This is a genomic window from Flavisolibacter ginsenosidimutans (assembly GCF_007970805.1).
Classification (GTDB): Bacteria; Bacteroidota; Bacteroidia; order Chitinophagales; family Chitinophagaceae; genus Flavisolibacter; species Flavisolibacter ginsenosidimutans.
In genome coordinates this window covers 4,460,680-4,474,966 of the sequence record NZ_CP042433.1, presented here as the reverse complement: position 1 = coordinate 4,474,966, position 14,287 = coordinate 4,460,680, and the positions used below count along the sequence as shown (strand labels likewise).

Annotated in this window: 11 protein-coding genes; 6 read left to right on the top strand and 5 right to left on the bottom strand. The window is 46.6% G+C overall.

Annotated features, from left to right (window positions below; genetic code table 11):
* Positions 1-3: 3 nt before the first annotated feature.
* Positions 4-477: a pyridoxamine 5'-phosphate oxidase family protein gene (locus FSB75_RS19055; RefSeq protein ID WP_146790733.1), complete on the bottom strand. Its 474-nt coding sequence runs from the start codon at positions 475-477 to the stop codon at positions 4-6.
* Between the two features lie 186 nt (positions 478-663).
* Here FSB75_RS19055 and FSB75_RS19050 point away from each other — a divergent pair, with 186 nt between their 5' ends.
* The 5 genes from FSB75_RS19050 to FSB75_RS19035 all read left to right on the top strand — a co-directional run bounded on the left by FSB75_RS19050 (position 664) and on the right by FSB75_RS19035 (position 5,427).
* Positions 664-1,491, top strand: coding sequence for a hypothetical protein (locus FSB75_RS19050; protein ID WP_146790731.1), 828 nt, complete (start codon positions 664-666; stop codon positions 1,489-1,491).
* 62 nt (positions 1,492-1,553) lie between these two features.
* Entirely contained in the window at positions 1,554-1,712 is a 159-nt protein-coding gene (locus FSB75_RS21895; RefSeq protein ID WP_172623226.1) for a hypothetical protein, read from the top strand.
* 108 nt (positions 1,713-1,820) lie between these two features.
* Positions 1,821-3,365 (top strand): L,D-transpeptidase family protein, encoded by a 1,545-nt coding sequence (locus FSB75_RS19045; protein WP_146790729.1) that lies wholly within the window; start codon positions 1,821-1,823, stop codon positions 3,363-3,365.
* On the top strand, positions 3,362-4,318 hold the full coding sequence (locus FSB75_RS19040) for a 1-phosphofructokinase family hexose kinase (protein ID WP_146790727.1): 957 nt from the start codon (positions 3,362-3,364) through the stop codon (positions 4,316-4,318). Before FSB75_RS19045 ends, FSB75_RS19040 begins: the two co-directional genes overlap by 4 nt.
* A 26-nt stretch (positions 4,319-4,344) precedes the next feature.
* Positions 4,345-5,427 carry a DUF6544 family protein gene (locus FSB75_RS19035; protein WP_146790725.1) on the top strand — a complete coding sequence of 361 codons (1,083 nt, stop codon included), beginning with the start codon at positions 4,345-4,347 and terminating at the stop codon, positions 5,425-5,427.
* A 28-nt stretch (positions 5,428-5,455) separates the two neighbouring features.
* Here FSB75_RS19035 and FSB75_RS19030 read toward each other — a convergent pair whose 3' ends face one another.
* Complete coding sequence (locus tag FSB75_RS19030) at positions 5,456-9,436, bottom strand: glycosyl hydrolase (protein WP_146790722.1); 3,981 nt, start codon at positions 9,434-9,436, stop codon at positions 5,456-5,458.
* Between the two features lie 156 nt (positions 9,437-9,592).
* On the opposite strand from FSB75_RS19030, the gene FSB75_RS19025 reads away from it, so the two are divergent.
* Positions 9,593-10,642 (top strand): ferredoxin--NADP reductase, encoded by a 1,050-nt coding sequence (locus FSB75_RS19025; protein WP_146790720.1) that lies wholly within the window; start codon positions 9,593-9,595, stop codon positions 10,640-10,642.
* Positions 10,643-10,669: 27 nt separating this feature from the next.
* Here FSB75_RS19025 and FSB75_RS19020 read toward each other — a convergent pair whose 3' ends face one another.
* From FSB75_RS19020 to FSB75_RS19010, 3 genes are all read right to left on the bottom strand, one after another.
* Positions 10,670-10,855, bottom strand: coding sequence for a hypothetical protein (locus FSB75_RS19020; protein ID WP_146790718.1), 186 nt, complete (start codon positions 10,853-10,855; stop codon positions 10,670-10,672).
* 141 nt (positions 10,856-10,996) lie between these two features.
* Entirely contained in the window at positions 10,997-12,802 is a 1,806-nt protein-coding gene (locus FSB75_RS19015) for an ABC transporter ATP-binding protein (RefSeq protein WP_146790716.1), read from the bottom strand.
* A 120-nt stretch (positions 12,803-12,922) separates the two neighbouring features.
* On the bottom strand, positions 12,923-14,281 hold the full coding sequence (locus FSB75_RS19010; protein ID WP_146790714.1) for a toll/interleukin-1 receptor domain-containing protein: 1,359 nt from the start codon (positions 14,279-14,281) through the stop codon (positions 12,923-12,925).
* Between the last annotated feature and the right edge of the window lie 6 nt (positions 14,282-14,287).

The following is a 14,287-nucleotide window of genomic DNA, read 5'->3' as shown; positions in this document are numbered from 1 at the left end:
TTTTTATCCTGCCATGTGCGGCGATTGGGTGGAGTTTTCGAAGCGTCCGCTTTTTTCTTTGATGGCGATGCGAAACACGACGCCCTTGATGGCATCAATGTTTTCTGAGTGAAAGGGCCAGTGATCGCCAAGGTGCGTGGTGGTGCTGGAAATGATGGGCAGGTAACGGTTGAGCAAGGTTTGCATTGCTGCTGCACGCAGGCCGCTGTTGGTTAGCTCCTGGTAAACACCTTGCACGATCACGCTGCGCCAGTTGGCCATGTTCTGCATCTCATCTACCTGAAGACAAATGCGCGGATTCCTGCGCATAATGTCCGTCTTCATCCCCTCGTGGGTGTGGCAATAAATGTATTGTCCATCGTAGGCAAAGCTGATGGGAACCACATAAGTTTCGCCATCGGCGCTGCAGCCGATGCGGCCAATCAGACCCGATTTTAAGACCGCTTCGATTTCAGAAGCGTTGAGCGTGCCAAGCATGACAAATTTTTTGTTGAATGTAGCGCCGCATTTTTCTTGCAGCGATGATTGTCGCCATCTTTTCTCCTGATAGAAATCATTGCTCGAAACCTAAAGATGCAATGCTGACATCTGTCAGCAGACTCGCTACTCCGCATCAGTTTTATCGCCCCGCGGCTTGCCTACTTTGTGGACAAAACCACAATCATGAAAAAGGTCATCCTTGCCGTTGACGGCACCAACTTTTCTACTGGCGCCTTCGAATTTATTCGCCGCCTTAACGAATTGCAACCGTTGATGGTAACCGGCGTATTTGTACCGCAGCTCGACTACGCCAACCTGTGGAGCTATGCGCCAACGGGCATGAACGCACCGGTTTTTATTCCGCTGATTGAGGAAGAAGAAAACGTTTACGTTATAAAAAACATCGCACGGTTCGAAAAGCTTTGCCAGGCCAACGACATCAGCTATCGCGTACACAAAGATTTTTCAAACTTTGCGCTCCCCGAATTAAAAGAAGAATCCCGCTTTGCCGACGTGATGATACTGAGCGGCGAACTGTTTTACAAGCACGTTATCGGTGCCAATCAATACGACTACATCCGCAACGTACTGCACAATTCAGAATGCCCGGTATTGGTGGTACCGGAGAAATTTACCTTTCCGGAAAACAACATTCTGGCATACAACGGCAGCGAAGAATCGGTGTACGCAATGAAGCAGTTTGCTTATGTGTTTCCCGAACTGTCCGCTAATAAAACGCTGTTGGTGTATGCCGATAAAAACGTGGAAAAAGAATTTCCGTCAAAGCACCAGGTAATTGAACTGGCTTCGCAGCATTTCAAAAACCTTACGCTTTACAAAGCCGACATCAACCCCAAAAAATATTTTCGCGAGTGGATTGGCGAGCAAGAAGCTTCCATTTTGGTGAGCGGCTCGTATCACCGTTCCATCATTTCCGAAACCTTTAAAAAAAGTTTTGTAGCGGATTTAATTCAGGATCATCAACTGCCGGTTTTTGTCGCACACAAGTAAGGTGGCGGTTGAATGAGTACAAGGGTTATGAAAACAAATACTTCATCGCTTAAAGAAAGATCATGGCAACCTTCATTTACGCCAACGATGCGCTTACCGCGGGCAAATACGCTGCCTGGATTGCGGCCAGCGTTGTCGCCATTTTCGGGCTCTTGTTTGCACGGCAGCACGTTGCCGAATGGTTACTGAAGTTGTACCAATACTTTATTCAAAAAAATTAAACGCAACCGTTCCATCAGGCAGCGGCTAAAGCTGTTGCAAAGCGTTGGAAAAGAAAAAGCAGAAGCCGCAACATCAACGGATTCGTTAACACAAAACAGGAAAAGAAAATGAAGAAGGTGCTTGCGTGTTTATTGATGCTTTGGGGCCTGCTTTCAGAAGCAAAAGCCCAATGGTTTACGGCGGAAAAACTTGAGTCCTACAAGGACTGGCCCCGTTATTCAGTGGTCAAACAATTTTACGAAGCCCGCGGTTGGCAACCGGCGTGGATTGGCCGCGATTCGCTGCAAAAGGAATTGCTCACGTTACTGCACAAATCGGGTTCACTGGCGCTGAACGAAGGCGATTACCAGCAAGGATTCATGAGCGGGTTTTATCCTGAGCGATTAACTCTTCGCACGGTTGATTCAACAGAAACAGAACTGCGTTTTACCGATGCGGCGCTTCATTTTTTTTCCGAGCTAAAGGTTGGCAACAAAAGCCCTTCGCTCGGCTACAACGGCCTTCCTTCTCCCAATGTTTTTCCTTCAATCGCTTCCGCCCTGCAAGCGCATTTGCTGCCGGGCGAATTGTACAGCCTGGCAGATGATTTACAACCGCAGGCAAAAGCTTACAAAAATGCGCTTCAGCTTTACAACCGGTTGTTGCAAACAATGCAGGCAAAGGGCTTCGGTGAAGTCAAAATTGTTTCTTCCAAAACCGACAGCACAAACAAGGCCTTGCTGCGCAAACTTTACCTGTTAGGATTTACGGATTCGGTTGAAAACCGCAGCACGAGTAATGAATTACAGAAAAGAATAAAAGAAGCGCAAACAGTTTTTGATTTATTAAGCGATGGAATCCTGCGCAGCACCACACTCTCCGCACTTAACGTTCCGGTAAGCCAACGCCTGGAAGAACTGAAAGCCGCCGTCAACTTGTTTCGCTGGACGGCGGCAATGAAAGAAGCGACGCCGGTACTTTTTGTGAACATTCCTTCCGCTAATTTCCTTCTTTACGACGGCGAAAAGCTTCTTCTTGAATCGAGAGTTATTGCGGGCAAACCGTCCACGCCAACACCAACGCTTGCCAGCACCATTAACGAAGTGATTTTATATCCTTACTGGAACGTACCGAATAAAATTGCAACAAGAGAGTTGCTGCCGAGCATCAAAAAAAATATTCGCTTTCTCGAGCTTGGCAATTTCCAGGTATTGAACAAAAAAGGGCGAGTAGTCAATCCTTACAACATCAACTGGCGTTCGTTAAACGCCGCTAATTTTCCTTACGTCATTCGCCAATCAACCGGCTGCGACAACGCACTGGGTCTCGTCAAGTTTAATTTCCCCAATCCCTTCACGGTTTACCTGCACGATACGCCGGGCAAGATTTTGTTTTCTTCTTCAAGACGGTTTTACAGTCACGGTTGCATGCGGGTAGAAAAGCCAGAAGAATTAGCGCATTATTTATTGGGCGGCAACCGCATCGCCATCGATACGTTAACGGCAAAAGGCTGCATTAACCAGCAAGCGCCGGTTGTGGTGAAAGCAGAGAAACCCTTGCCGGTTGTTGTTCTTTACAGCACGGTGTGGCACACCGCAGAAGGCACCATCCGCTTCTACAATGATGTGTACAACAAATTAAATTTTATCAAAGCCACCGCATACGACCCATGATTGTAACGCTTACACTCAACCCTGCACTTGACAAAAGCACCGGCGTGGCGCAACTGATGCCGGAGAAAAAAATGCGCTGCAGCGATGTGCTGATTGAAGCAGGCGGCGGTGGCATTAACGTAAGCAAAGCGGTGAAAGAACTGGGCGGGGAAAGTCTCGCTGTTTTTTTTGCCGGCGGCCTTAACGGCGAAACGGTAACGCAGCTTCTGAAAGAAAAAGACATCGCGGTAAAAGCCATTCCCATTAAAGGCGACACAAGAGAAAATTTTGTCGTGAACGAAACGGCTACGGCCCGGCAATATCGTTTTGTAATGCCGGGGCCATCCATTTGCAAAGACGAATTGAAAACGATAGAGGAAACAATTTTCGGCTTGCCGCAAATTTCTTTTCTTGTTTGCAGCGGCAGTTTACCGCCCGGTGCTGATGCTTCTTTTCTTGGACGACTGGCCCTCATCGCAAAAAAGAAGGGTGTCAAATTTATTGCTGACAGTTCGGGTGCCGCTTTGGAAACAATCATGAAGAACGGTGCTTACCTCGTTAAGCCAAACCTGACGGAGTTGTGTTTCTTGGCTGGTAAAGAATACCTGGAGCCAAGTGAGATTGCAACGTTCGCAAAAGCCGTTTTTCACCAAAGCAATTGCGAGGCAATCATTGTTTCGATGGGGCCTTCGGGTGCAATGCTGGTAACGAAAGACGGCGCAAAAGAATTTCATGCACCCACGGTAAAAAGGCAAACAACCGTTGGTGCGGGCGACAGCATGGTGGCTGGCATTGTGTGGATGCTGGGAAAAGAGGAAAGCCTGGAAAACGCCGTTCAATTTGGCATTGCCTGCGGCACCGCAGCCACCGTCAACAAGGGAACGCAGTTGTTTAAAAAAGCGGATGCCTTGAAGTTTTATGAATGGATGAAACAGAACAGCGCTGCCATTCATGACTGCAACGAGGCGCTGTAGCATTCGTGTGGTTTAAAAAATATTTCATGCTACGTAATCTTCTCCTGGTTATCCTCTTCTTCCACGGCGCACTTCATTGCATGGGCTTTGCCAGGGCTTTCGGTTACGAAAATTTTGCGCAGCTAACAAAGCACATTGCAAAACCGGTTGGCCTGCTGTGGCTTTTTACGGCGTTGTTGTTTTTTATAGCAACGGTTCTGTTCTTTACAAAAAACAATGTGTGGTGGATGGTTGGAATTGTTGCGGTGATGCTGTCACAGTTTCTTATTTTTTCCGTGTGGAAAGAAGCCAGGTTTGGCACCATCGCAAACAGCATTATTCTATTGGCTTGCCTTCTTTCTTTCGGAAGCTGGCGTTTTGAAAAAAGCTACCGGGAAGACGTTGCCAGCGCACGGCAAAAAACAAAAACCGAAGCGGATACTATCGGCGAAGCAGACCTTCAACACTTGCCGCTTCCCGTTCAAAAATACCTGCGGTACGTTGGCGTTGTGGGAAAGCAAAAGGTTGGGTGCTACAAAGCTTTGTTCGATGGTCACATGAGGGACAAAGGAAAAGACTGGTTTCCGTTTACCTCGGAGCAGCACAATTTTACCGGCGAACCCACACGATTATTTTTTATGAAAGCAAAGATGTTTGGTATTACCGTGCCTGGTTACCACCATTACAAGAATGGCCGTGCAGGAATGCACATCAAACTCTTTGGAATTTTTCCAATGGTAAGCGAAAGCGGCGGTGTGTTGAACAAAGCGGAAACCGTCACTATTTTTAACGACATGTGCATTTTAGCACCGGCTACGTTGATTGACAAAAGCATTCAATGGAAAGCGATTAACGATACGGTTGCAAAAGCAACGTTTACCGTGAGAGATGAATCCATTACCGCACAACTTCTGTTCAATGTAAAAGGCGAACTAACAAATTTTATTTCTGATGACCGTTATGCCATCGCCGATAAAAAACGATACCGGTTTTCAACACCGGTAAAAGATTACAAAAACTTCGACGGCTACAACCTGCCTTCTTACGGCGAAGCCATCTGGCATTACCCCGACGGCGAATTTGTGTACGGACAATTTCACATAAAAAAAATCGTGTACAACGTTCAGTAACCGAGGCAATGAACTTGATTTTTAGCTTTCAAAGCAAATGCAATTCTACTCCCATAATCAACATCACTGGCCCCAATAAGCCGGCTTCCAAAAGCGGGTCAGTTTTCTTAAAAGGCTTCCATGCGGAAAAGGCTTTTCGTGCGCCTTGCTTGGGGTTATTCTGCAAATACCAACGGGGAAACTTTTTGATGAACCCGTTGCCGTCGTATTCGTTTTCCGCCGGGAGATATTCGTCGCCGATCATCCGATTGGGCCAAAGATTGGTAACCTCAACTTCCAAGTCATTCTTCCCAAAACGTATCGCGGTTGTTATATCCACAACAAACGGTTCTTTCCAAAAAATACCCAGATCTTTTCCGTTCAATTTTACTTCGGCCATGCATTCCACGCGGCCAAGATGAAGAAGGATACGTTGTTCCGCGGAAAGGTTTTTCTCAAAAAAAGAAAAGGAAGTTTGATAAACAGCCGTGCCGGAAAAATGCCGCACGTCGAAGTTTGAATGTTTGTGCAAAGAGATGAGTTTTTCTAACACAATTGAAGACGGCCCAGGATAAGCCGAAAGAAATTTCACCCGCCACGGACGTTCAACCGCAAACGTCTTGCAGTGTTTCACTTCAAAAGGTTTTGTTTGGCCGTTGCTCTTCATTTGATAAGAATCGTTTGCAAAAATCCTTGCCTTTACTTCGCCTTTCTGCGTCTGAAAAACAGTGACGGCGGATGGGCCTTCAGGCGGAGGTAAACCTCTTTTATACAAGCCGTAAATTCTATCCGCAGACAATGCTTCACTAATCAGTTCAGCCTTTGTTTGAGCGCCTTCAAAATAAGCAGAAAATGCTTCGTCGGTTGGCGGCGTATGAAGGCCGGGATGAACAATTTTACCTGATGATTTTCCTTCTGCAGCCAGCTTGCCGTTGATGAACAAAGACGGTTTTCCGCCTGCATAAAGCAAGGCAAGGTGCGTCCATCCTTCAATGGCTTGTGCGTGTGCAATAACCGGTATTGCATCTCTGTTTGGGCCTTTTGTTCTTTCGTAAACACGAACGCCGTCTTGCCCTGCCGCCAAACCGCAAGCCGCGTGATTAAATCCATAAACCAATTCACCTTCGGGCGGAAAAATTAAAATGCCTTTTGGATGTTCGGAGGGAACATCAGGTTTTATCCAAAGCGTGATGGTAAAATTGTTGAATGTTGCTTCACAAAGATTTTGCGGAGTTGCATGGAAAGGTTTTGTTGAAATGATTTCAACGCCGTTTTGCAAAACGCTATCAAACAAAGGTCCTTTATCATTCTTGCGAAAGAGAACAAACAAAGAGCCGGCGGGTTCGAGTTCGAGCGGCACATTCGTTCTTTCTTCATCAAAAGAATACAAGGCCGCCTTTTGTATTTCTCCTGTTTGCGGATTCCAGATTTCGGTTGTTTTGTTGCTCACACGAAAAGAGCAAACAATGCTTTCCATTCTGCGAAGATGATTGCTGATAAAATAAAGATCGCCTTCGCTTAGTTTTCGGTGTGTATAATGAATAGCCGCATCCGCGTTCCGTGAAGTGAACGTAAAATCAGGATAGATTTTTAGTTCATTTAGTATCTCTTCAAAAGGCTTATTCCAATAAATTTCGCCTTTGCCAACGCTCCGCTTCTTCACGCTTTGCCCATCAAGATTGTTCCATAGCTCATTGATAATTGTTGCCGCATTACCGTCTTTCAACCCTGGCGTGTCTTCTGGCTTTACCGACACGACAAGCGTCATTCCCGCCTCCAACAATTCCTTTAATCGCTGCAATATTTTGATTGAAATTTTTTTAAGCGGAGCGAGAATCATCACACCGTAACTCATGCCATCGGGGAAAACAATTTTACCTTCTTCAACTCGCATTTGCTTCAACAAAACGTCCGGGCCAATCACATCTCCCGCAAGCGTTCGCGGCACAGGAGGATTCACATAATTCACATCAGGTATGCCCGATGACACGTCTTCGCCTTTGAAATAACAAACGTCTGCAACGGGCAAGCCTTGTTGCAATAAATACTGCGTGCGGCAGAGATAAGCCACCCAAGACTTTGCCTGTTTAGCCCAGGTAGAATTCCGGTCGAAGTGCGTGCCGTAAGGGCCCATCGTCATGCCCGGAAAGCCCGTGGTGTAAGGCTGATGAACGAAAACATGAAAAACAAAACAATTAATGCCGAGCGAATAAATATAATCGCCCTGCGTTTTTAAGGCATAAGGATATTCCGTCCAGTGTGACGTTTGCGGCATTCCCGTGTATGCTTCTGCTGCCACAATCTTTCTTCCGTAACCGTGTGCAATGGAAACGGCCTGCTTGCAAACGTTCAACGTGCCGGGCACATTTCGCACCCAAAATTCCGCCATCGGTTCTTCTAAATTTTTACCCACCTCTAAACTATCAAACACGCCGTCCCCATTGGGCTGCGCATAAAGTTGTAAGCTGTATGCTGCGCAACGTTCTTTAAAACGGCCGTAATAATTATCGGCTACAAGCGATGCTTGGGTGCGGCGCAAATCCCACAAAAATTTTTCCGTGTCGTTTGTATTTTGAACAATGCGGCCGGTTAATGTGGGTAACCAGGGCACGATATCATAGCCGCATCGTTGTATAAATTCAGTTGGAAAATTTACTGACCAGTTTTGCTTGCCTACTTCCCAACTGTCAATAAAAATTCCGCTAAACGTTTGCGGAATAAAGGGCTTCAACTTTTGTAACAGCGTATCGAGATAAAGGCCAAAATAACCGTCAACGGCTTCTTTGCTGAACTTGTCAATCTCCAATCCTTTCGCGCCATCGGGCGAAGAAACGGTTTGCGCACCGGTACATGTATGTCCAATGCGAAGGATGGTCCAATAGCCTGCTGGTGCGTTCCAAAGCAACCGTCCATCGGCGCCTAATTTGTCCGTGATGTTTATCACCGACGCAGGATCAATGATGTCTTCTTTTGCAAGCATCTGCTCATCTTCTCTCCCATTGGTTTCGGTGAAATTTATTTTGCCCGGCCAGCCTTGCAATCGCGGCGCTGCATGCAATTCAACAACAATTAACCGCACCGCTTCTTTGCTTAGCAACCGGAAATATTTCGCCTTCACCGCAGGAAAGCTTTGCGCACCGGGTGCATTCATGTAGCGCAACAAAGGCATATTGATGGTGCAAACGGTTTCAAAATTTTTGCCGTCGTTGGAGCATTGCAGAAGAAGAGAAAGCGGGTGATTGTATTCTGCGTTAAAGCCGGCTTGAGAAAAAGCGGCAAGCCTTTTCACGGTGATGGCTTTTGCTTCAAACGGCGCTGCAAATTCAAGTTGCAGCAAAGCAGCTTCTTTCGCCACTGGCAGAAGTTCAACAAAAGTTGACGGTTCTTTTGAACGCAACAATTCTTTGTCAATTTCCTTTCCGTTGAGGCTTGCGCTTACAAGCTTGTTTTGCGCAGCATTGATCTCTGCCGCAAGCGAAGGATAAGCGATTACAAAAGCATCTTTGTAATAATTCAGTTTTGTGAACGGTTGCGGCAATTGCAGGTCAATAAGACCGTTGCTTTGAACAACTTTTTCGCTCCAGGTTAATTCCTGCATGCTCATTTCGGGATAAACTTTTGCGCCGCCGGTACTGGAAAAGCCCGGCGAATTGTGCATAAAAAGTTTTAGCCCCAAACGTTGCGCTTCGCTTGTCGCGTGCAGCAATAAATCCGTCCATTCTTCGCTGCCATAAACAACCGGACCTTGCGGAACGCCTTCGTTTGTATTGTAAACAAAAGCACCTGCAAGGCCCATATCTTTCATCGTTTGCAAATCAAGCGTGATGCCTCTTTTGGTAATGTGACCGTTCATCCACATCCAGTAAGCTTGCGGCCGCGCTGATGCGGGCGGATGCAAAAAACCTTCTTCCAGATTGCCGTTGATCGCCTTGCTTTCAAAACGCTTTTCATCAAACGAAAGAAGCGGCAACACCAACAAGCCGGTTGAAGAAAGAACGGCGTTTTTCAGAAAGCTTCTTCTGTCTGTCATTTGCAACGTTTTAAAATCTTAATGTAGCAAATCCAAGCGATAGCGAAATGAAGCGGTGTAAAGTTTTTGTGCAAAGAGGATTGCACACGACGCAGAGAAAAGCCTTCTTAAATTTATCCAACTTGCAGAAGCAAGTGAAGAGACGATACAAATTTTATGACGGCAACACCAAACGAACTTTACAAAACACTTCGCGTAAAAGAGATCAGAGAGGAAGTGAAGGATTTCAAAACCATTGTGTTTGAAGAAGGCCACGGCATTTCCTACAAAGCCGGACAATACCTGACGCTTGTGCACTTTGAAGGCGGTGAAGAATTGCGACGCTCTTATTCCATCACGTCTGCACCAGCATTGAGCGAACTCCTTTCCATTGGCGTGAAGAGGGTAGAGAACGGTGCGTTCTCGCGGATACTGATTGACCGCGCAAAGCCTGGTGATGAACTTTTAACTACAGGCGCAGGCGGCTTTTTTGTTTTGCCGGATGACGTACATCGCTATCAACAAATTTTCTTTTTCGCGGCCGGCAGCGGCATTACACCGGCTTATTCCTTGCTCAAAACAATTCTTTACACACAGCCGCATTTATCGGTTGTTTTAGTTTACAGTAATGCATCAGTGGAGAAAACTATCTTTCTTAAATCCTTACAAATACTGTCAGGAGAATTTGCGGAACGCTTTCACCTGGAATTACTTTTCAGCAACGCGGTTGATCTTTCCAAAGCAAGGCTGCACCGCAGTTTGATTCTTTCTTTGCTCGAACGTTATACCGCAACGGAAAAAGACAAAACGCTTTTTTACACTTGCGGTCCCGAAAACTACATGCGTTTGTGCGTTTATACGTTAGAAGAAGCGGGCATGAAACCGGCTCACATAAAAAGAGAAAATTTTTATTTAACGACTACAACCAAAAGAGACGCAGCGCCACCGGACAAGAACGATCACACCGTTGTTATCAAAACGAGAAACAAGCTTTACACCGTTCTGGTTCGCTATCCCGATTCAATTTTAAAAGCAGCAAAAGGCGAAGGCATTGTACTGCCTTACAGTTGCGAGAGCGGCCAATGCGGTAACTGTGCGGCAAGATGCTTACGCGGAAACGTCTGGCATTCGTACAACGAAGTATTAACGGAAGAAGAATTGAGAAAAGGTTTGGTGCTCACCTGTGTCGGACACCCGGTAGGCGGAGATATCGAAATAGAAATTTAATGTAGGGAGAGAAGTTCAGCTTGTTGTTTACCGCTCGGTAGCAGCTTCTACTTTTGCTTCGTAAGCGTGAATGGCCAGTTCAATTTCCGACTCAGAACAACAACAAATCAGGGTGCGTTTTGTGCATATCGTTTTTACCACACTTTCGCGGAAACTCAACTTAAAATCCCAGAGCTTAAACAGCGACGGAAATACAATTCTGACCTTTGCCATAAGTCGCTTCCGTTTTCATTTTAAGGGTACGAGGGTAAACGAATGTGTGGTTGGGGAGTGAGGAAAAGTGCTTTCTGAAAGATAGAGAAACAATTCTCAATTTGAAAATTTTGTACGCTAATTCCTTCACCTCATCCGTAATTATTGATACCCTCTTGCCTGCAGTTGAAACAGTTCGGCATAACGTCCGGCTTTGTTGATTAGTTCGCGGTGACTGCCTTCTTCCAGCAGCTCGCCTTTGTCTAAAACCAGAATGCGGTCGGCCATGCGTACGGTAGAAAAGCGGTGCGAAATGAGCACGGCGGTTTTGCCTTTGGTGAGGTCGGCAAAACGTTGAAAAACTTCGTACTCGGCTCTTGCGTCAAGTGCTGATGTCGGCTCGTCCAAAATCAACAATTGCGTGTCTTTCATGTAGGCTCTTGCCAGCGCAATTTTCTGCCATTCGCCGCCCGAAAGTTCTACACCCTGATTGAAACGCTTGCCCAAAGCCTGGTCATATTTTCCTTCCAGCCGTTGCACCAATAAATCGGCAAGACTTTTTTTCGACGCATCTTCAATGCGTTCGCGGTTTTCCTTTTCGTCAATATTGCCCACGGCGATATTTTGTGCAACGGTCATTTGATAACGGATGTAATCCTGAAAGATGATGCCCACGGCCTTTCGCACGTCGCGCAGATCGTATTCGCGCAGGTCGTAGCCGTCAAGTAAAATTCTTCCTTCGGTTGGATCGTAAAGCCGCGCTAACAATTTCACCAGCGTTGTTTTGCCTGCACCGTTCTCTCCCACCAAGGCCAATTTTTCACCCGCCTTTAGTGTAAAATTTAAATGCCGGTTGGCCCATTTATCCGAATGTGCATATTTGAAACCAACGTTCTCAAACCGGAAGCCTTCTTCAATTTTTTTGGGAAAAGGCCTTGCGTTTGGCGCCGGTTTTATTTGCGGTTTAATCTCAAAAAAATCAAAGAAATCTTTAAGGTAAATAGCGCCTTGCGAGACAGCCGTGAAACGCGAAAGAACACCGTCGAGCAAGCCGCGCAACTGGCGAAAAGATCCGGCTAAAAAGGTAAGACTGCCGATGGAGATGACGCCCTGAATGGTTTTGGAAATGATGTACGCATAGGCGCCGTAATAACCCATTGTGCCGAGCAAAGAAAAAAGTGTTCCCCACAACGAACGCCTGATCGCAAGCTGTTTGTTGTCGGTGTAAAATTTATCCGACAACTGCCGAAAGCGATCAATTAAAAAACCAGAGAGACTAAAAATCTTTACTTCTTTGGCCGTTTCATCGCTGGCGCCAATGTAGCGGATGTAATCAAGTTCGCGGCGCTGCGGCGTTTGCCGGCGGCTTAACGAATAATTCTTGTCATTGAAATAACTCTCGCCAATAAAAGATGGAAGAACGGCCACAAAAAGCAGGAGCAAAAGCCAGGGATTAAATACCGCTAATCCTGCCGTTAAAAAACCCATCGTTATTAAGTCCTGCACCTGACTGAGCACCTGCGAAAGCAGGATGGTGCGGCCAATGGTTTGTTGCCTTGCCCTTTCTAATTTGTCGTAAAAGGTTGTGTCTTCAAACTGCTCCAAATCCAGCATGGCAGCGTGTTCCATAATTTTTACGGAGGTATAGTTGGAAAACAAATCGCCGAGCAAACTGTCTATGAGTGTAGTTGCTCTTCCCAAAGCATCGGAAAGAATGGCGAGGCCGGCTTCAGCGGCCACCAACTCCCACAAGTATTTGTGATCAACGCCTGCGCCGTGACTGATTTGCACAACGTAATCAACAATCAATTTACCCACGTACAAAACCGCAACGGGAATGGCCGACCGAAAAATGCGCAGCACGGCGTTGAGAACCGTAAGCGAAGGATTGGTTTGCCACACCAATTTGAAAAAGGCCGGTAAATTACCCAATGCCGAAAACCGATCTTTTATCGTCACATCTGCCATTGGCTAAATGTAGGCTACGAACGAGAAAGGACAATTGGCAACAAGCAATGGGCAATGCAAAAGCAGGCGCAATAAAATTTACAGCTAATGGCAACAATAAGCTAACGATACGAAAGACTCTCAGCTTCCTTCGCTGAACTTGTCGTAATCCTTCAGATGTGTAAAGGCAGAAAGCACTTGTGTTTTTTCTTCGTCGGAAGGCTTTAATTTTTCCATCAGGCGGCAGGCTTGTTTCCAGGTTGATTCATGCGAACCTGTTTCGGTGCGGGCCAGTTTGATTGCTTCTTTGTACGTTTCGCCGGCTTCGGCGTATTTCTTTTGCATCAGCAACACTTCGCCGGCCGTAGCCCATTCCCAATAATCTTCCTTCACCTTCGTTTCACCGTTCGCCCTTGCTTCGGCTCTTTTCTGCAACAGGTCTTCCACTTGCTTTGCGTAAGTCATGCCTTCGTCCATAGCCTTTTGCGTGCCCATGAAAATACTTTTCGCGGCAGCGTTCACACCGGTGTAATAATCATCAGGCGCTCGTTTAAACGCTTCGGCATAATAATCTCTTGATTGCTGCAAATCGTTTACGTCATTCGACAATGCATAACGGTCCATCCAGGTACGGGCATAAATACCAAGCGTTTCGGGATCGCCTCCGCCGGTGTCGTATAGTTTGCTCAGGATGCGCTGCGCTTGTTTCAGGGCTGCTGGATCTCTCGTGTCGGCGCCAAGGCGGGCAACGGCCAGTGCGTGAAGTTGTTTGGGCCGTATCGCTTTGGGGAAACGCACCTCAAGCTTTTCCAGAATGGCAATAGCTTCTGTATTTTTTTTGAGTTTGATAAGGCTTTCCGCTGCCTTACATCCAAGAGACGGCGTAGTTCGCCAAGGCAAGCCATCTGACTCTGAAAGAGCGATGATGTCTTCGGGATAACCGTTTCGCAAAGCTGATTTTATGTCCTCATTTGCTTCATCGGCGGCTTCGTCTTGTTCGGCCGCAAAGCGAACGGTTTCCGGCGACATAGGCTGCCCAACAATGCCGTGCAAAAGACGCAACAATTCGCCGCCGTTCGGCCCGTCGGGATACGACGAAAAATCCATGAAGATGCGGTTCATTGCAAACTCCGGCAGCTCGTTCGCATCCAGTTTGATGGGGATGAATTTGAAGTCCTTGTTCGTGGTTGCCTTGCGTTCCATTGTGTTGTATTCTTTGCGCACCCATGCCGAATCTTCAGCGGCATTTGACCACATAAGTACGCCGGCCTGGCTTGTGGCAAGAGCATCTTCCAAAAGATCAATCAATACATCTCCGGGCTTCAACACAAATTGATCCATGAAAACTTTGTAGTCCAATTCAACCAGGATGTCGTAAAGATTTAATACCCACGTGCGGTTAACGGAACGGTAAGAAAGAAATACGTTCCAGTTCTCGCCTTTCTTTAATTCGCGGGGTTTGGGTGCGTGTTGCAACCATTCTTGCGGGATGCTGCTCATACAGGT